General features: G+C 71.6%; 16 protein-coding genes. 8 read left to right on the top strand and 8 right to left on the bottom strand.

Translation table 11 applies throughout. From position 1 onward, the window contains the following. Positions 1-85: 85 nt before the first annotated feature. Genes ACLQ28_RS05660 through purS form a run of 4 tightly spaced genes read right to left on the bottom strand, consistent with a single transcriptional unit; the run spans position 86 to position 4520 of the window. Positions 86-841: a 2-phosphosulfolactate phosphatase gene (locus ACLQ28_RS05660; protein ID WP_425685345.1), complete on the bottom strand. Its 756-nt coding sequence runs from the start codon at positions 839-841 to the stop codon at positions 86-88. Between the two features lie 4 nt (positions 842-845). Next, a complete protein-coding gene (gene purL / locus ACLQ28_RS05655; protein ID WP_425685116.1) occupies positions 846-3518 on the bottom strand; it encodes a phosphoribosylformylglycinamidine synthase subunit PurL in 2673 nt (890 codons plus the stop codon). A gap of 58 nt (positions 3519-3576) precedes the next feature. Further along, on the bottom strand, positions 3577-4260 hold the full coding sequence (purQ, locus tag ACLQ28_RS05650) for a phosphoribosylformylglycinamidine synthase subunit PurQ (RefSeq protein WP_425685115.1): 684 nt from the start codon (positions 4258-4260) through the stop codon (positions 3577-3579). Continuing rightward, positions 4257-4520: a phosphoribosylformylglycinamidine synthase subunit PurS gene (purS, locus tag ACLQ28_RS05645; RefSeq protein ID WP_350854676.1), complete on the bottom strand. Its 264-nt coding sequence runs from the start codon at positions 4518-4520 to the stop codon at positions 4257-4259. Before purS ends, purQ begins: the two co-directional genes overlap by 4 nt. A gap of 357 nt (positions 4521-4877) precedes the next feature. Between purS and ACLQ28_RS05640 the strand changes: the two genes are divergently transcribed. Next, the gene (locus tag ACLQ28_RS05640) at positions 4878-5561 is read left to right on the top strand and encodes a S1 family peptidase (RefSeq protein WP_425685114.1); all 684 of its coding nucleotides are present in this window, start codon (positions 4878-4880) and stop codon (positions 5559-5561) included. A 24-nt stretch (positions 5562-5585) separates the two neighbouring features. Further along, positions 5586-6149: a YbjQ family protein gene (locus ACLQ28_RS05635; protein ID WP_425685344.1), complete on the top strand. Its 564-nt coding sequence runs from the start codon at positions 5586-5588 to the stop codon at positions 6147-6149. Between the two features lie 184 nt (positions 6150-6333). Here ACLQ28_RS05635 and purB read toward each other — a convergent pair whose 3' ends face one another. From purB to ACLQ28_RS05615, 4 genes are all read right to left on the bottom strand, one after another. After that, positions 6334-7758 (bottom strand): adenylosuccinate lyase, encoded by a 1425-nt coding sequence (gene purB / locus ACLQ28_RS05630; protein ID WP_425685113.1) that lies wholly within the window; start codon positions 7756-7758, stop codon positions 6334-6336. A gap of 61 nt (positions 7759-7819) precedes the next feature. Next, positions 7820-10195: a hypothetical protein gene (locus ACLQ28_RS05625; protein WP_425685112.1), complete on the bottom strand. Its 2376-nt coding sequence runs from the start codon at positions 10193-10195 to the stop codon at positions 7820-7822. Next, on the bottom strand, positions 10188-11210 hold the full coding sequence (locus ACLQ28_RS05620) for a glycosyltransferase family 2 protein (protein WP_425685111.1): 1023 nt from the start codon (positions 11208-11210) through the stop codon (positions 10188-10190). Before ACLQ28_RS05620 ends, ACLQ28_RS05625 begins: the two co-directional genes overlap by 8 nt. A gap of 159 nt (positions 11211-11369) precedes the next feature. Next, positions 11370-12662, bottom strand: a complete 1293-nt coding sequence (locus tag ACLQ28_RS05615) for an acetyl-CoA C-acetyltransferase (protein ID WP_425685110.1) — start codon at positions 12660-12662, stop codon at positions 11370-11372. Between the two features lie 55 nt (positions 12663-12717). Here ACLQ28_RS05615 and ACLQ28_RS05610 point away from each other — a divergent pair, with 55 nt between their 5' ends. From ACLQ28_RS05610 to ACLQ28_RS05585, 6 genes are all read left to right on the top strand, one after another. Further along, positions 12718-14112, top strand: a complete 1395-nt coding sequence (locus ACLQ28_RS05610) for a 3-oxoacyl-ACP reductase (protein ID WP_425685109.1) — start codon at positions 12718-12720, stop codon at positions 14110-14112. Further along, positions 14112-14951: a MaoC family dehydratase gene (locus ACLQ28_RS05605; RefSeq protein WP_425685108.1), complete on the top strand. Its 840-nt coding sequence runs from the start codon at positions 14112-14114 to the stop codon at positions 14949-14951. Before ACLQ28_RS05610 ends, ACLQ28_RS05605 begins: the two co-directional genes overlap by 1 nt. A gap of 79 nt (positions 14952-15030) precedes the next feature. After that, complete coding sequence (locus ACLQ28_RS05600; protein WP_425685107.1) at positions 15031-15786, top strand: NUDIX hydrolase; 756 nt, start codon at positions 15031-15033, stop codon at positions 15784-15786. Between the two features lie 131 nt (positions 15787-15917). Next, positions 15918-16871, top strand: coding sequence for a hypothetical protein (locus ACLQ28_RS05595; RefSeq protein ID WP_425685106.1), 954 nt, complete (start codon positions 15918-15920; stop codon positions 16869-16871). Further along, on the top strand, positions 16868-18130 hold the full coding sequence (locus ACLQ28_RS05590) for an adenylosuccinate synthetase (protein WP_425685105.1): 1263 nt from the start codon (positions 16868-16870) through the stop codon (positions 18128-18130). Before ACLQ28_RS05595 ends, ACLQ28_RS05590 begins: the two co-directional genes overlap by 4 nt. 222 nt (positions 18131-18352) lie before the next feature. Beyond that, positions 18353-18985 (top strand): DedA family protein, encoded by a 633-nt coding sequence (locus ACLQ28_RS05585; RefSeq protein WP_425685104.1) that lies wholly within the window; start codon positions 18353-18355, stop codon positions 18983-18985. The last annotated feature ends 3 nt before the right edge of the window (positions 18986-18988 follow it).

Raw genomic sequence — 18988 nt, 5'->3', positions numbered from 1 at the left:
TGTATCAGGATCTAGTCGCGGTAAGGCGTCCGGCGTCGATCAGAAGGCTGGCAAGGTGCTGGCGACGGGCTCCCGCCCGCGTTGCTCAAGCGGCGGAGAAGACACCCTGGTGGAGCACCGGCACGACGTCCGACACGCCGATCCGGACGGCGACGTCCACGTCCTCGGCAAAGCCGCCCTCGGTCAACTCCCGCCCGGAAACGCTGCCGCGCACTGCTGCGGGCACATCCGGAGTGCTCGCCAGCGCGGCAAGCGCCATGGCCGCCTCCACGGACAGCCCGCCCGGCACGCCGGAGAGAGCATCCAGCACCGAGGCAGCGCCGAGCTGGTCCTCCACCGATGGGCGCAGCGACCCGTCCGGCCACCGTTCCCCCGAGGCGATCACACCGATCGGAGCCTCCACCGTGCCGTACCCCTGGCGGCGCAGCCAACGCCCGACGGCGCGGGCGTTACGCAGGCACGCCGCGACCACCGGCAGACCGGTAGCGCTGGCGGCGGCGCTGATGGCGGAGCCGTTCGGTGAGGGCAGCACCAGGTCCGCCACCACCGGCGCTCTGCTCAGCGCGGCAGGTGAGAGCGACCACGGATGCTCCGCGGTCGTCCGCCGACGACCCACCGCGGCGACCGCGCCGACCCGCAGCGCGTAGTCGGCGGCCTGCTCACCCCAGGGGAACGGGTGCACCCGCATGCCACGGGCGACCGCCACCTCCACGGCGGTGGTGAACGACAGAACGTCCACCACCACCAGCGCCGCGCAGACCCGGCCGAGCTCGGCCGCCCCGGTCAGCCCCCAATCGAACCGGGCACCGGAACCGGGTTGGCCGTAGACGGCGGCCGCCAACGCCTCAGCGCTCGTCAGGCGACGGCGCGTTGGCACCGGCGTCAGACCCGCCCTGGTCGGTGGTCGGCTGCTCCGACTCGACCGGCTCGACCGCACCGGTCTGCGGGACCGGGCCGCTCGATGCGATCGGCTCGGAGACCACCTCCGCCACGGCGACGGGCTCGGCGTGGGCGACCGGCAGTGGGACGGCCTCGACCGCACCCGCCACGCCAGCGGCCGGCGCGGGCACCTCGACAGCCGCCGAGCCCCCGAAGAGACGCGGCAACGTCTCGGTGTGCGCGGCGCGCAGCTCGTCCAGGCCGATCCTGAACTGACCGTGCACCTCGAGTGCGCCGCCGGACGGGTCGGTGACGCCGATCAGCTCGAACGGCACGCCCCGCTCGGCGCAGAGCGCCGCGAACGCCTTCTCGTGGCCCCGCGGCACCGACACCAGCGCCCGCGTGGCGGACTCGCTGAACAGGTAGACGAACGGCATCGAGCCCTCGCTGAACTGCTCCGGCACCGCGACCCGGGCACCGACGCCGCGACGCAGGCAGGACTCGACGAGGCTCTGTGCGAGGCCGCCGTCGGAGAGGTCGTGCGCCGAGCTGAGGTGGCCGACGCGGGCCGCCTCGGACAGCAGGTCGGCGAGCGTCTTCTCCCGCGCGAGGTCGACCTGCGGCGGGATGCCGCCGAGGTGCTCGTGCGTCACCCAGGCCCACTCCGAGCCGGACAGCTCCACGTTCGTCTCGCCGAGCAGGAAGAGCTGGTCGTGGTCGCCACCAGCACGCGGGACGAAGCCCATCGGCACCCGGTCGGCGACGTTGTCCAGCACGCCCAGCACACCGACCACCGGGGTCGGGTGGATGGCCGCCGCGCCGGTCTGGTTGTAGAAGCTGACGTTGCCGCCGGTCACCGGGATGCCCAGCTCCAGGCAGCCGTCCGCCAGGCCACGCACGGCCTCGGCGAACTGCCACATCACGCCCGGGTCCTCCGGGGAGCCGAAGTTGAGGCAGTTGGTCACGGCGATCGGCTTCGCGCCGGTCACCGCCACGTTCCGGTACGCCTCAGCCAGGGCCAGCTTGGTGCCGTTGTACGGGTCCAGTCGGGCGTACCGACCGTTGCCGTCCAACGACAGCGCCACGCCGAGACCGGTCCGCTCGTCGATCCGGATCACGCCGCCGTCCTCCGGCTGGGCGAGCACGGTGTTGCCCAGCACGTAGCGGTCGTACTGCTCGGTGACCCAGGTCTTGTCGGCCAGGTTGGGCGACGCGATCATGCGCAGCACGGTCTCCCGCAGCGCCTCCGGGTCGGCCGGGCGGGGCAGCGTCTCGGCCCGGTCGGCCTGGAGCAGGATCAGGTCGGCCGGCTCGCGCATCGGCCGGGCGTAGACCGGGCCGTCGTCGACGAGCGAACCCGGCGGCACGTCGACGACCAGGTGGTCCTGCCAGGTGATCGCCAGTCGACCGGGGCGGCCGTCCGGCTCCGGTGCGGTGACCTCACCGATCGCGGTGGCCAGCACGCCCCACTTCTCGCAGGTCTTGAGCACCGCGTCGAGCTTGTCCGGCTCGACGACCAGCAGCATCCGCTCCTGCGACTCGCTGGCCAGGATCTCGTGCGGGTCCATCGAAGGCTCGCGCAGCGGCACCCGCTCCAGCCAGACCCGCATGCCGGTGCCGGCAGCGGCGGCGGTCTCGGTGAGCGCGCAGGTCAGACCGGCGCCGCCGAGGTCCTGGATGCCGACCACCAGTTGGCCGTCGTACAGCTCGAGGCACGCCTCGATCAGCAGCTTCTCGGTGAACGGGTCACCGACCTGCACGGCGGGGCGGCGCGCCTCGCTGCCCTCGTCGAAGGTGGCGCTGGCCAGCACCGAGACACCGCCGATGCCGTCCCGGCCGGTCTTGGCACCCATCAGCACGACAACGTTGCCCGGGCCGGCGGCGGCCTTGTTCTGGAGCCGGCTGACCGGCAGCACGCCCAGGCAGAGCGCGTTGAGCAGCGGGTTGCCCTGGTAGGAGGGGTCGAAGACCAGCTCACCACCGATGTTGGGCAGGCCGAGGCAGTTGCCGTAGCCGCCGACACCGGCAACCACGCCGGTGAGCACCCGGGCGGTGTCCGGGTGGTCCGCGGCACCGAAGCGCAGCGGGTCCATCACCGCGACCGGGCGGGCGCCCATGGCGAGGATGTCGCGGACGATGCCGCCGACACCGGTCGCCGCACCCTGGTACGGCTCGACGAAGCTCGGGTGGTTGTGCGACTCGACCTTGAAGGTGACCGCCAGCTCGTCGGAGACCTGCACGACACCGGCGTTCTCGCCGATGCCGGCGAGCATCCGGTCGCTGTGCGGGGCCTTCTCACCGAACTGACGCAGGTGCACCTTGCTCGACTTGTAGGAGCAGTGCTCGCTCCACATGATCGAGTACATCGCGAGCTCGGACTGCGTGGGCCGGCGGCCGAGGATCTGCCGGATCCGGTCGTACTCGTCGTCGCGCAAACCCAGCTCGGTGTACGGCTGAAGCTCGCCCGGGGTGCCACCGGCGCGCGGCACGGTGTCCACGCCCTCGGTCCAGGCGGTGGTGGCCGGTGCAGCGGGAGCGGTCGCCGGTGCGACGGGCTGCGCCAGGCTCGGCTCGGCCGGCTGCGCCGGGGCGGAGTACGCCTCCGGCGTGTCGCGTACCGGGTCCGGATGGGTGGTCATGACCTCTCCTCGCTGCGCTCGCGCCCGCCAAGCCGGCGGTTGAGCTGACCGATCACGCTCACGCTGGTGCCCCCACCAGGTGCTTGAGGACCGACGTGAAGAAGCCGAGGCCGTCCAACGACGGGCCGGTGAGCGCCTCCACCGCGTGCTCGGGGTGCGGCATGATGCCGACCACGTTGCCTGCGGCGTTGGTGATCGCGGCGATGTCGCGCTGCGACCCGTTGGGGTTGCCGCCGATGTAGCGGGCGACCACTCGGCCTTCGGCTTCGAGCTGGTCCAGCGTCGCGGTGTCCGCGACGTAGCAGCCCTCGCCGTTCTTGACCGGGATGAGCACCTCCTGGCCAGGCTGGAACGCGTTGGTCCACGCGGTGCCGGCCGACTCGATGCGCAGGACCTGGTCCCGGTTGCGGAAGTGCAGGTGCTGGTTGCGGGTGAGTGCCCCGGGCAGCAGGTGCGCCTCGCACAGGATCTGGAAGCCGTTGCAGATGCCGAGCACCGGCAGGCCGCCCTGGGCGGCGTCCACGATCGTCTCCATCACGGGGGCAAACCGCGCGATGGCGCCGCAACGCAGGTAGTCACCGTAGGAGAAACCGCCGGGAAGGACGACCGCGTCCACCCCGTGCAGATCCGGGTCACCGTGCCAGAGCCGGACCGGCTCAGCGCCGGCGATCCGGACGGCCCGGGCCGCGTCCCCGTCGTCGAGCGAGCCAGGGAAGGTGACCACACCGACCCGGGCGGTCACGAGCGGGCGTCCGCAGTCTCGTCGGCCTCGACCACGCGGACGGTGAAGTCCTCGATGACCGGGTTGGCGAGCAGTTTGTCGGCAATTTCCCGAGCACGGTCCAGGTCCGGTTCACCGGTGAACTCGATCTCGATCCGCCTGCCGATCCGAACCGAGGCGACGTCACCGACGCCGAGCCGGGGCAGCGCGTTTGCGACGGCCTGGCCCTGAGGATCAAGGATCTCGGGCTTGAGCATGACGTCGACGACGACGCGAGGCACTGGGGCACTCCTGACTGTGTACGCAGTTGGGTGCCGACCCACAACGGGCGAGCGCAGCCAGCGTACCTGGCAGTTATCGCCCCGGACGCACCGGCCGGGTGCAGTTCAGGCAGTGATCGACACTACCGACGCTCAGGGTGACCCAACAAGCGCGACAGGTGGCCTCAGCAGGACATATACGGCGCTGCGGGTGGCCGAATCGTTACATTCGGCGATCTCGATCGACATCTTGATAACGATGACCTCGGGCCCTATCGTACATCGATGTAGGTCGATTTGAAGCGTTGGCGGGGATCCCCGCTGCCACCCTCCCGCACCCGGCGACCCCGGGTCCGCCCCGCCCAAGGAGTCCACCCGATGCGCATCCGCCCCCTGCTCATCGCCGTCAGCACCGCGTTGGTCGGCATCCTCGGCGCCGCTTCCGGCGCGTCCGCCGCCCCGCCCGGCCCGCAACCCATCATCGGCGGCACCACCGTCTCGTCCGCCCCCTGGGCCGCCGCGGTGCTGAGCAACGGCTCGTTCACCTGCTCCGGCAGCGTCATCGCCCCGCAGTGGGTGCTCACCGCCCGGCACTGCATCAGCGGCACCATGTCGGTCCGGGTCGGCAGCGTCTACCGCGCCTCGGGCGGGGTCACCCGCACGATCAGCGCCACCTACACCCGCAACGATCTCGCCCTCATGCGGCTCTCCAGCACCGTCAGCACCTCGACGGTGACCCTTGCCAGCAGCAACCCACCCATCAACTCGACGAACTCGATCTACGGCTGGGGCATGACCTGCTACAGCGGCTGCTCCGCGTCCAGCCAGTTGAAGACCGCCACCGTGCGGGTGACCAGCAACAGCGTCACCGACGCGTACGGCGGGCAGGCGATCCGCAGCACCGAGATCAGCGGTAACGCATGGCGGGGCGACTCGGGTGGCCCACAGTTCTACAACGGCCAACAGGTCGGCGTCGCCTCCACGGCCGACGGCTACAGCATCCAGAATTACGGCAGCGTTGCGTACAACCGGGCCTGGATCACCTCGGTGGCCGGTGTCTGACGGTTAACACCCCGGGCGGTGCGGATGGTCGACTGCGTGCCGGCCGTCCGCGCCGCGTCGTTTTGCAGCATCCGATCAGGTGAACAATCCACCCGATCGGGTCGCGCCACTCCTGACAGCATCGGAAACGTGCTGGTCGTGACGACAGAGCAACTGCCCGGCTATGAGATCCGCCAAATTCTCGGTGAGGTGGTGTCATCGATGGCCAGGACACGCAACCCGTACCGCGAGGGAGTCAAGAACCTGCGCGGTGGCGCGTACGACCCGTTGGCCCCGGACAACCTGACCCGTTGGCGCACCGACTCGGTGTCCCGGCTCGGCGAGGAGGCCCTGCGGCTCGGCGCGAACGCGGTGATCGGCATGCGCTTCGACAGCCGGGACTGCGGTGAGATGTGGATGGAGATCTGCGCGTACGGAACGGCAGTGGTCGCCGTACCCAAGATGCCCGAGGTCATGCCGGCGGACCAGCCGGCCGTCGCGGCGGGGACCGCGGAGGTCGCGGGCTTCACCGGGTCTCCCGGCGGCATCGCCGAACCAGCCAGCGCCCCCAACCTCAGAACCGCCGCAGAAACCCCAACCGGCGACTAACCACCCACCCACTGCTCCCGCCCGGCCCGGCCCCACCCCCGTCGGGGCTGATCAACTCCATTTCGCCGACATGGGGGCATCCGAGGCGAGGGATACCCCAATGTCGGCGATGTGGTGTCGATCATGTCCGGGGTAGGTGACGTGGGGTCCGGCAGTGACGTAAGGCGCCGAAAGTCGCCGGGGGTTAGAGGATGGGGGGTGGGGAGTAGGTTGCGGCATTTGGGTGGCTTTGGACCACCTTGGTGATTCGGCTTGTTACCGCTTCCACCTGGGTTCGGGCGGCACCGACGAAGGCGGTGCGATCGGCGACCAGGGTGTCGATATCGGCGCGGGACAGGCCGAGCCGGCCGTCCGCCGCCAACCGGTCGAACAGGTCGTTCTCCGGCGAGCCCTTCTCGCGCATCGCCAGGGCCACCGCGACCGAGTGCTCCTTGATCACCTCGTGGGCGACCTCCCGGCCGACACCACGCCGGACCGCCGCCACCAGGATCTTCGTGGTGGCCAGGAACGGCAGGAACCGCTCCAGCTCCCGGTTGATCACCGCTGGGTACGCGCCGAACTCGTCAAGCACCGTGAGGAACGTCTGGAACAGCCCGTCCGCCGCGAAGAACGCGTCCGGCAGAGCCACCCGACGGACCACCGAGCAGGACACGTCCCCCTCGTTCCACTGGTCACCGGCCAGCTCGCCGATCATCGACAGGTAACCCCGGATGATCACGGCGAAGCCGTTCACCCGCTCCGACGAGCGGGTGTTCATCTTGTGTGGCATCGCGCTGGAGCCGACCTGACCAGGCTTGAAGCCCTCGGTCGCCAACTCCTGCCCGACCATCAGCCGGATCGTGGTGGCCAGCGACGACGGCGCGGCGGCGGTCTGCGCCAGCGCGGCCAGCACGTCGAAGTCCAACGAACGCGGGTAGACCTGCCCGACGCTGTCCAGCACACGGGAGAAGCCCAGGTGCTCGGCGACCCGCCGCTCCAACTCGGCCACCTTGTCCGCGTCGCCGTCGAAGAGGTCCAACTGGTCGGCGGCCGTGCCGACCGGCCCCTTGATCCCGCGCAGCGGGTAGCGGGCGATCAACTCCTCCAACCGCTCGTACGCGATCAGCAGCTCCTCGGCCGCCGACGCGAAGCGCTTGCCGAGCGTGGTGGCCTGCGCCGCCACATTGTGCGAACGGCCGGTCATGACCAGCTCGGAGTGCTCGTGTGCCAGCCAGGCCAGTCGGGCGAGGGTGGCCACCACCCGGTCCCGGATCAGCTCCAGCGAGGCGCGCACCTGAAGCTGCTCGACGTTCTCGGTGAGGTCCCGTGAGGTCATCCCCTTGTGCACGTGCTCGTGCCCGGCGAGGGCGCTGAACTCCTCGATCCGGGCCTTCACGTCATGCCGGGTGACCCGCTCACGCTCCGCGATCGAGGCAAGGTCCACCTGGTCGAGCACCCGCTCGTACGCCTCGACCACGCCGTCCGGCACCGGCACGCCCAGGTCGCGCTGAGCGCGGAGCACGGCGAGCCAGAGCCGCCGCTCCATCCGGATCTTCTCCTCCGGAGACCAGAGGGCGACCAATTCGGGCGAGGCGTACCGGTTGGCCAGCACGTTGGGGATCGTCGTCACGTACCTCATTGTCCCGTACCCGCAGGCCTTCACCTGAACCGGGCCGGGGTTGCCGAGGCCGTCAGGGGCGGCTGAGCTCGTAGACCGTGACCGAGCCGGCGACCAGCCGAACCTGGGTCAGCCGGGCCAGCTCCGGCGACACCGCGCCCGCCCGGCTGTCGGCGAACAACCACCGGACCCCGTGCTGCGTCCGGAGCCGATCCAGGTCGGCCACGGTCGGGGCGGTGAACACCCCGTCGTTGAACGCGAGCAACTCCTGATCGGGGAAGTTCTGCCGGGCGTACCCCAGGTTGTCGACGCCGTGCGCGGCCACGACCGCATCGGTGTAACCCCAGCTCTCCACCACCGTCCGGTGCCCGCCCAGACCGGTCACCCAGAACGCCCGGGCATCGCAGTGCTGCGTGGTCTGCACCGGTCGGCAGTGCACGTTGGTGGCGACCACGTCGTCGGCGGCGGCGTGCTCGTCCAGCCACAGAGCCGCGCGCATCTCGTCGACGGTCAGCGCGTACGACTGTGGCCCGGTCGCCGGCACCGGCTCGCTCAGCACCGACCGGACGACCCCACCCACGGCGACGGCGAGGCTGGCACCGAGCATCGCGGCGGTGACCCCGGCCATCGCGACCGTTGCCATCCGCCGACGACCCCCGGGTGACGGGACGCGCCGCCGCCACAGGGCGGCCACCCCGACGGCGAGCGCGGCGGCCACCGCCACGAACAGCACGTACCGAACGGCCGAGACACCCAGCACCCGCAGCCATCCCTCGATGGTCGAGGTGTAGGGGGTGCCGGGACGGGCGATCCGCGGCAGGGCGAAACCCGTCACCGTGCCGGCCGTGGCCATCGCCGCCAGCGCGCCGGCTACGGCGGGCACCACCAGCACCGGCCAGGGTGCCCGGGCTGCGGCGAGCGACCAGACGGTCAGTACGGCGCCGACCGGGATGACACCCATCCAGAAGTAGATCTGGCTGATCGACGGGTGCTGGAACACCCAGGTGGTGGCAGCGCCGGCAAGCACCGTGCCGGCGAGCAGCCAAACGGCCGGATCGGCCCGGTGCCCCCGCTCGACGAGCAGGCTCATGCCCACCCACCGTGGCGCTTGGCCCAGCACCCACCAGACGACAACTGAGAACGCCAGCAGCCAGCCGAGGGCCCCGCCGTCGTTGATGCCCGGCGGCAGTGGCGCGTCCGGCCAGATTCCGTCGCCCCCACCAAGCGTCTCGGAGTACGGGCCGATGAAGTGCAGCAACGCCAACGCCTGCACGCGCAGCGTGGATGCCCCGCCACCGGCGAACAGCCGGAAGCCGAGCCCCATCGCCGCCACGAGACAGGCCAGTGCCACCAGGGCAGGCCGCGGAGGCCGCCGCTCCCGCCACCAGAACACGGCCGCGGTGAGACCCAGGGCGGCGATCAGCGGTGGCAGCGCACTGGACTTCGCCCCCGCACAGATCAGGCCGAGCACCGGGACCAGTGCCCAGGCCAGGCCAAGCGAACGCCCCCGCGCCACGTCGACGCAGAGCCCGACGAGCAGCAGTAACGGCACCAGCACGTACGTCTGCGACGGGCTGGCGTACGACAGCGGCATCTCACCGGACGCGCCCACGGCCGAGCCGAGCGTGACAGTCGTCCCGACGAAGCCCGCGACGGCGACCACCGGGCCGACCCAGACGGCGCCACTCAGGTCGCGGGCGAGCCCGCCCGCGAGCACCACCGCCGTGCCGATCACCGGCACCAGCCAGAGTCGCAGCAGCACCACCGCCGGTGGGATGTCGGTGATCATGCTGGCGCTGGCGATGTGCGCGTCCGAGAGGTAGTGGTAGCGCAGCCCTTCCCCCGCGACGTGCGGCAACTCGAACGGCATCGCCCGGGTCAGCTCCTGCACCAGCCCCAGGTGGTAGAGCAGGTCCTGGTAATAGCCGCCGTACACCGGAGGCAGCGGGACCATCCGCCACTGGATGTACCCCCAGGCCACCACCACCAACAGCGCCACGCCCATCGCCCAGTGCCACACGACCGGCAGCGGTCGGCGCTCGCCGACCCGCCAGTGCCGGCGCAGCCGGGGGACGGCGGCGAAGGCGACAATTACCGGCAGCGGCCACCAGCGCAGCAGGGCCTGCTGGCCGGTCGCCGCGGCCAACGCCCAGGCGACGATTTCGAGTAGCAGGCCGGTGGCCGCGCCGAAGGCGAGGTCTTCCGGAAGGTTGCCCCGGCTGCCGCGCAGTGCGCGGTGCACCAGGGTCCCGGGAAGCACCAGCGCGAACACCCAGTACGCGGAGAACCGGGCGAGGTCAGGGACCGGCACGTCGCCGCGTGACCAGACCACGAGCAGGGCGGCGATGACGAGCGCCCACGGGAGCGTGGTGAGTACCGGCAGGAGGACGTTTCGGCGTGCCGCCGGGGCCGGGGTGTCGATCCGCTCGGCCAGCAGGGTGTCAGCCACGGGCGTTGACCACCGGTCCGAAGTTCGGCGTACGCGCGCCGTCGTCGACGGTCTCGGCGCCGGGCAACTTGTCGAGGGAGTCGAACCCGACGTGGAAGGCTGGCCGGTTCTGCACGGTGGCGTAGATCCGGCCGACGTACTCGCCCAGAAGGCCGAGGCAGACCAGCTGTACCCCACTGAGCAGCAGCACCGCGACGAACATCGAGGTCCAGCCGGGGATCGTGGTGCCGGAAACGTGGGCGACCATGCCGAACACGATCAGCGCGAGGCAGAGCAGGAAGCTCGACATCCCCAGCCAGGTGGCAATTCGCAGTGGTGCGGCCGAGAAGTTGGCCGTGCTCTCCCAGGCCAGGGCCACCATCCGGCGCAGCGGATACTTCGTCTCCCCGGCGGCCCGTGCCGCGCGGTCATAGCGCACCTCGGCACTGGGGAAGCCGAGCGACGGCACCAGCAGCCGGTAGACCGGGGCGCGTTCGGGCAGCCGGCGCAGCACCTCGATCACGTCCCGGCTGAGCAGCCGGAAGTCGCCGGCCTGCGCGGGCAGGTCGGCGCCGACGAGCCGGCGCATCACCCAGTAGTAGCCCCGGGCGGTGTTGCGCTTGAAGATCGTGTCGGTGCTGCGGTCGGCGCGCACGCCGTAGACGACGTCCACACCGTCTTCGCGGGCCACTCGGAGCATCTCGGCGATGGTCTCCGGCGGGTCCTGGAGGTCGGCGTCGAGGCTGACCACCCACTGGCCGACGGCACGGTGGAGGCCTGCGGTCAGCGCCGCCTGGTGGCCACTGTTGCGCCGCAGTCGGAGCACCCGCAGCTGCGGCCAGTCCCGCCCGTGGTCGAAGAGCACCGACACGGTGTCGTCCCGGCTGCCGTCGTCGACGGCGACCACCTCGTAGTCGACGCCGAGTGCGTCAAGCACCGGCCGCAGCCGGGCGACCAGGGCCGGGATGACCGCAGTCTCATTGAACATTGGGATGACCACCGAAAGGGTGGTCGTCCGTGGGACGACGGACTCCATCGTGTTACGGCCCCGTTCCGCACGCAGGAGCGATCGATGCCGCGCCGAGGGCGCGGCAGCGATCACCATCGCGTGGTAAACCCTCCACCAGCGGGCCGGTTCCTGAACGGACCGTTAACGCCTGCTGGCGGGTCCGTCCGTAAGGGACGTTCGGCGCGGTCAGCGTTCCAGGATCGCGGTCACACCCTGGCCACCCGCGGCGCAGATCGAGATCAGCCCCTTTCCGCTGCCCCGCTCGGCCAACAGCTTGGCCAGGGTCGCCACGATCCGCCCGCCGGTGGCGGCGAACGGGTGCCCGGCGGCCAGCGACGAGCCGTTGACGTTGAGCCGGTCGCGGTCGATGGCACCCAGCGGTGCGTCCAGGCCGAGGCGGTCCTTGCAGAACTCCGGCGACTCCCAGGCGGCGAGGGTGGCCAGCACCTGCGACGCGAACGCCTCGTGGATCTCGTAGTAGTCGAAATCCTGCAGCGTCAGCCCGGCCCGGGCCAGCATCCGTGGCACCGCGTACGCGGGGGCCATCAACAGCCCTTCGTCGCCGTGCACGAAGTCCACCGCCGCGGTCTCCGACCAGCTGAACCAGGCCAGCACCGGCAGGTTGTGCGCGGCAGCCCACTCCTCGCTGGCCAGTAACACGGTGGACGCGCCGTCGGTGAGCGGCGACGAGTTGCCGGCGGTCATGGTGGCGTGTTCGGCGCCCGGGCCGCGGGTGCCGAAGACCGGCTTGAGGGAGCCGAGCTTCTCCAGGCTGGTGTCGGGGCGGAGGTTCGCATCGCGGGTCAGCCCCAGGTACGGCGTCATCAGGTCGTCGAAGAAGTTCCGGTCGTACGCGGCGGCCAGCCGCTGGTGCGAGCGCAGCGCCAACTCGTCCTGGGAGCGCCGGTCGATCTGCCAGTGCAGGGCGGTGCGGGCGGCGTGGTCACCCATGGACAGCCCGGTACGCGGTTCGGCGTTGCGTGGGATCTCCGGCTTGAACGGCTGGAGCGGGCGCAGTTTCGCCGCGACCTTGAGTCGGTCGCCCAGCGTGCGGGCGGAGTTGAGCTTGAGCAGCGTGCGCCGCATTTCCTCGTTGACCGCGAGCGGCGCGTCGGAGGTCGTGTCGACACCTCCGGCGATGCCCACGTCGAGCTGACCGAGGGCGATCTTGTTGGCGACCAGGATCGCCGCCTCCAGGCCGGTGCCGCACGCCTGCTGGATGTCGTACGCCGGGGTGTGCGGGTCGAGCCGGGAGCCGAGGACCACCTCGCGGGTGAGGTTGAAGTCCCGGGAGTGCTTGAGCACCGCCCCGGTCACGACCTCGCCGACCCGTTGCCCGGCCAGCCCGTACCGGGCGATCAGGCCGTCCAGTGCGGCACCGAGCAGGTCCGCGTTGGACGCGTCCGCATAGCGGGAGTTGGAACGGGCGAAGGGGATTCGGTTGCCCCCGATGACCGCGACCCGCCGGATGCTCTGCACGATCCGCCTCCTCGACACGTGTTGCTCGAACCCTACTCGCCAGTAGGCTACGCCCATGACCGACAGGTACGCGAGCTTCGTCCAATCGGCCGCCGGCCGCGCGCTGGTCAAGCGCCTCGGGCTGCCCGACCCGCCCCGACTGCGCCGGCACCACCCCGGCGACCCGCTGCTGCCCGGGCCAGCCCTGCTCGGCGCTGCCACCGGCGGCCGGCTTGCCGAACCAATCACCAAGATCCTGACCAGCGCCGGGGTCCAGCTGGCCGACCCGGCCGCCAACACCGCCGCCGCCGGCACCCCGCAGCGGTACGCCGCACTGCTCTTCGACGCCACCGGGATCACCGACTCGACCGGCCTGCGCCAGCTCTACGACTTCTTTCACCCGCAGGCCCGTGCAGTGCTGCCCAGCGGCCGGGTGATCGTGCTGGGCACCCCGCCGCAGGAGTGCGCGACGCCCCGCGAGGCGACCGCTCAGCGCGCTCTCGAAGGGCTGGTCCGCAGCATCGGCAAGGAGTTCGGCCGGGGCACCACCGCGCAACTCGTCTACGTGACCCGCGCCGACAGCACCGCAACGGGCGGTCCGGCCCACTCGGCCGGCCCACTCACGAGCCTCGAATCGACCCTCCGGTTCCTCCTCTCCGGCCGCTCCGCGTACGTCTCGGGGCAGGTCATCCGGGTCGGTGCAGGCGCGGCGAGTGCCCCGGACGACTGGGATCGCCCACTCGACGGACAGGTCGTGCTGGTGACCGGTGCCGCCCGGGGTATCGGTGCGGCGCTGGCGAAGGTGCTCGCCCGTGACGGCGCGAGGGTCGTGGCGCTGGACATCCCGGCCGCCGGGGATGCACTCGCGGCAGTGGCGAACGACATCGGCGGCACGGCCGTGCAGCTCGACCTGACCGCGCCGGACGCGCCGACCCGGCTCGCCGACCACCTGGCCGGTCGGCACGGCCGGGTCGACGTGGTGGTGCACAACGCCGGCATCACCAGGGACAAGACGCTCGGCCGGATGGACGCCGAGCGGTGGGACCAGGTGATCGACGTCAACCTCTCCAGCCAGGAGCGGATCAACGACGTGCTGCTGGAACGGGAGCTGATCCCGACGGGCGGGCGGATCGTGTCGGTCTCCTCGATCGCCGGGATCGCCGGCAACCGGGGGCAGACCAACTACGCCACCAGCAAGGCCGGCGTGATCGGGCTGGTCGACTCGCTCGCCCCGGCCCTGCGTGAGCGGGGCATCAGCGTCAACGCGGTGGCCCCCGGTTTCATCGAGACGCGGCTGACCGCGCGCATCCCGCTTGTGGTTCGCGAGGCAGGGCGGCGGATGAACAGCCTGGCCCAGGGCGGGTTGCCGGTGGACGTGGCCGAGACGATCGGTTGGCTGGCCTGGCCGGCCAGCGGCGCGGTCAGCGGAAACGTGGTCCGGGTCTGCGGCCAGAGCCTCCTGGGGGCGTGATGGTCACGCCGAAGGGGCCATCGGCCGGGGCGCTCTACCGGCGGGCGTTGCTCGGTGCGCTGCCGGGCCTCGGCGGCCGGCGGCGTGGGCCCGACCTGCCGGCGGTCGAGTTGGCCGCGCGGGGGGTGACCGTCGACCGGGCTCAGCTGGCCGACTACGACCGGGTCTGCGGATTCCGGCTCACCGACCGGCTGCCCGCGACGTTCCCGCACGTCATGGGCTTTCCACTGGCCCTCCGGCTGATGACCGCCGCGGAGTTCCCGATCCCGCTGACCGGCTTGGTGCACGTCGGCAACCGGATCACCGTGCGCCGCCCGATCACCGCCGACGAGACCCTCGACTTCACGACGTACGCGGAGAACCTGCGCCCACACGACCGAGGCCGGCAGGTGGACGTGGTGCTGGTCGGCTCGGTCGACGGTGCGGAGGTCTGGCGCGGTGTCTCGACGTACCTCGGTCGGGAGCGCAGGCCCGGCGGCGGTGAGCGGCGCGACCGGGGTGAACGCCCCGATGCACCGGCTGCCACGGCCCGCTGGCGGGTGGAACCCCGGGTCGGCACGCAGTACGCGCGGGTCTCCGGCGACCGCAACCCGATCCACACGTCCCTGCTCGGGGCGCGGCTGTTCGGCTTCCGTCGGCCGATCGCGCACGGCATGTGGAGCAAGGCTCGCTGCCTGGCCGCGTTGGAGAACCGGTTGCCGGACGCCTACGCCGTCGAGGTCGCGTTCAAGCTGCCCGTACAACTGCCGAGCACGGTGAGCTTCGCCCTTCTGCCGGACGGCGGGTTCGCCCTGCACGACTCGCGCGGCCGACCCCACCTGGCGGGTCTCGTGCGCTGAGACCGGATTGGGGCTTGGCGGGGGCGTTCTCATGCGCTAGGTTCTTCTCACATCGAGATGTTCTCAGATTGAGAGAGACATGGTCAACGAGCAGGAGTTCCTAGCGGCGTACGACCCCGGGGCCTACCCGTCGGTCGCCGTGACCGTCGACGTGGTGGCGTTGACCATCCGCGACGGCGCACTGCACCTGCTGCTGATCCAGCGCGGCCAGCCGCCCTTCGCCGGCCACTGGGCGCTGCCCGGCGGCTTCGTCCACCCAGACGAGGACCTGACCGCCGGCGCCCGACGGGAGCTGGCCGAGGAGGCCGGGCTCGGGGGCGTTCGGCTGCGCCGCGTACACCTGGAGCAGTTGGGCAGCTATGGCTCCCCCGATCGTGACCCGCGGATGCGCGTCGTCTCCGTCGCCCACCTAGCGTTCGCCCCCGACCTGCCGGACCCGGCCGCCGGCACCGACGCCGACGCGGCGATCTGGCTGCCGGTGACCGCGCTGACCAGCCGGCAGCTCGCCTTCGACCACGGCCGGATCATCGACGACGGGCTGGAGCGGGCGCGGTCCAAGCTGGAATACAGCCCACTCGCCACGCGCTTCCTCGCCGCCGAGTTCACGATCAGCGAGCTGCGCGCGGTCTACGAGACGGTCTGGGGCCACCCGCTGCACGCCGGAAACTTTCACCGCAAGGTGCTCTCCGTGCCGGGCTTCGTGGAGAGCACGGGCGCCAACACCGAGCGTGGTGGTGCCCGGGGCGGCCCCCGCGCCCGGCTCTACCGGGCCGGCGACGCCCGACTGCTGCACCCGGCGCTGCTACGCCCCGCCCGCGAGGAGACGGTGCGATGAGGACCACAGCCCCTGGTCTCCGGGCCTGACGACGCCTGGCGACTGCTCCGCGAACTCGACCAGGTGCTGGACCGGCTCTACGGGCCACGCACCTTCCGACCCTTCACCCCGCACCCCCTGGAGGAGCTGTCATGGGCAGTGGAATCTGGTCCACCGACGTGTACGACGCCGCCGACCGCTACCGGCGCTCCACCGGCCGCAGCGCGTTCTCCTACAGCGACAGCGGCGCGCGCACCGTGCACCCGGCGCTCGACCCCCGAGACGCGATGCGCGAGAGCCGCGACTCCGACGAGCACCCGCGCTCAACCGCCATCGCAGTGCTCTTCGACGTGACCGGCTCGATGCGCAACGTGCCACGCGTCCTGCAGACCAAGCTGCCGCAACTGCTCGGGCTGCTGCAACGGCAGGGCTACGCCAGCGACCCGCAGATCATGTTCGGTGCGATCGGCGACGCCACCTGTGACCGGGTGCCATTGCAGGTCGGCCAGTTCGAATCGGACAACCGGATGGACGACGACCTCGGCCGGATCGTGCTGGAGGGCGGTGGCGGTGGGCAGATGACCGAGTCGTACGAGCTGGCCATGTACTTCATGGCCCGGCACACCCGCACCGACGGTTGGGAGAAGCGCGGCCGGCGCGGCTACCTGTTCATCATCGGCGACGAGCTGGCGTACCCGCAGGCAAAGGCCCGGGAGGTGGCCGGTCTGATCGGCGACGACCTGGCCGAGAACGTACCGCTACGGCAGGTTGTCGACGAGGTGACCCGCTGCTGGGACACCTACTATCTGCTCCCCGCCGGCAGCCACTACGCCGGCAACGCCAAGGTGCTCGACTTCTGGCGGGACCTGCTCGGGCAGAACGCCGTCGTGCTCGACGACCTCGACGCGGTCTGCGAGACCATCGCGCTCACCATCGGCCTCGGCGAGCAGGCCATCGACCTGGACGAGGGCCTACGCGACCTGGACCGCGCCGGCTCCGGTGCCACCGGCACCGTGTCGAAGGCACTGGCCCGCCTCGGGCGACGGGCCGAGGTGCCGACGCTGCCGGTCTTCCGCGACACCACCAGCGGGGTGACCCGGCTGTGAGACATGTGGCGGTGGTCGACCTCGGCTACGGCGACGCCGGCAAGGGCACGGTGGTGGACTGGCTCTGTGCCACCCGCCCGGTGCACACGGTGGTCCGCTTCAACGGGGGCGCGCAGGCGGCGCACAACGTCGTGCTGCGCGATGGGCGGCATCACACGTTCGCGCAGTTCGGCGCCGGCACGTTCCATCCCGGGGTCCGTACGCACCTGTCGCGGCACGTGGTGGTGGACCCGCTGGCGCTGGCCGCCGAGGCCGACCACCTCGCCACGGTCGGGGTGCCCGACGCGCTCGACCGGTTGACCGTCGACGGGGCGGCGCTGCTCGCCACCCCGTACCACCGGGCAGCCAACCGAGCCCGGGAGATCGCCCGGGGAGCCGACCGGCACGGCTCCTGCGGGCTGGGGGTGGGCGAGGCCGTCGCGTACGGGCTCGCCCACCCCGACGACGCGCCCCGCGTCGCCGACTGCGGCAGCCCGGCGCTGCTACGCCGCCGTCTGACCGCCCTGCGGGACCGGCTGACCGCCGAGCTTGGGCCGCTGGACGCGCCACCGGTCGAGGACTGCATGCCCGCGTTCACCGGGTTCGCCGGGCGGGTCGCGATCGTCGACCACACCTGGCTCGCCGGGGCGCTGCGCGCTGGGACCTGCGTCTTCGAGGGCGCGCAGGGGGTGCTGCTCGACGAATGGCACGGCTTCCACCCGTACACCACGTGGAGCACCACCACGTTCGCCAACGTCGACAACCTGCTCGCCGAGGCGGGCCAGCCCGGCGGCGCGACCCGGATCGGGGTGCTCCGGCTGGTCACCACCCGGCACGGGCCCGGCCCGCTGGTCACGGAGGACGCCGACCTGCCGCTGGCCGACCCGCACAACCCGACGAACCGGTGGCAGGGCCGGTTCCGGTTCGGCCACTTCGACGCGGTCGCCCACCGGTACGCGCTCGCCGCCGCCGGCGGGGTCGACGGCCTGGCGCTCACCCACCTCGACCTCGCCGGCCCCCGCCTGCGGATCTGCCGCCGTTACGACACCACCGACCGGCTCACTCCGGGTCCGCCCGGCGACCTGGACCGGCAGGCCGCGCTCACCGCTCACCTGCTGCGCTCCCGCCCGCTGTACGACGACCCACCACTGGACTGGGCGGAGGCGGTGCACGCGGAGTTGGCCACGCCGGTAGTGCTGACCTCGCACGGCCCCACCGCCAGCGACAAGACCCCGCACGGCCCGCTGCTAGCCCCACCAGCCCTGGCCCGCACGACTTGACCCACCCCGCAGGCCCCCCACCCCAACCCCACCCCAACCCCACCCCGCCCCGCCCCGCCCCACCCCCACCCCCACCCCGTCGATCTTGCACTTTCGGTTGTTGTTATGCGGCTTTTGCAGGGGTTGGTTCGGACAGAAAGTGCAAGATCGGCGGGGGGGAGAGGTGGGGGTTATCCAGCGTCTTCGGCCACCGGGCGGGTCGCATCCGGCGAGCATGGGGGCATGGACTCCGCGCTCGACCTGCTTCGACAGCTGGTCACCTCACCGTGGGTGTACCTGCTGATCTTCGGGCTCACGGCGGTCGACGCGTTCTTCCCAGCCGTACCCGGCGAGGCGGCCGTCATCACCGCCGCCGTGCTCTCCACCAGCGGAAATCCCAAGCTGGCGGCAGTGATCGTCGCCGCCGCGCTGGGCGCCTGCGCCGGTGACCACGTCTCGTACGCCATCGGGCGCGGTGGCGGCGCGAGACGACTCGCCGGGTTTCCCGATGGCAGCCGCCGACGAGCCAGCTCGGAGTGGGCCCGGCGCGCGCTGAACCGTCGCGGCGGGCTGATCCTGACCACCTCCCGGTATCTGCCGGGTGGGCGGACCGCCGTCACCCTCACCATGGGTGCGGTGCGCTATCCCCGCCGGTCGTTCCTGCTGTACGACGCGATCGCGACGGTCACCTGGGCCCTGTACTGCGGGCTGCTCGGCTACTTCGGTGGGCTGGCCTTCGAACGGCACCCCGTCAAGGGCGTCCTCGCCGGGATCGGCCTGTCGGTGATCGTGACGCTGGGCATCGAGGGCATCCGTTGGCTGCGCCACCGGGCCCGCTGCCGCGCCGCCACCACCGACCGGGCCGGACCGACCTGACAC

It is taken from the genome of Micromonospora sp. DT201, assembly GCF_049841575.1.
Classification (GTDB): Bacteria; Actinomycetota; Actinomycetes; order Mycobacteriales; family Micromonosporaceae; genus Micromonospora.
Note: the sequence above shows the minus strand (reverse complement) of the source record. Positions and strands in the feature narration are given on the sequence as shown.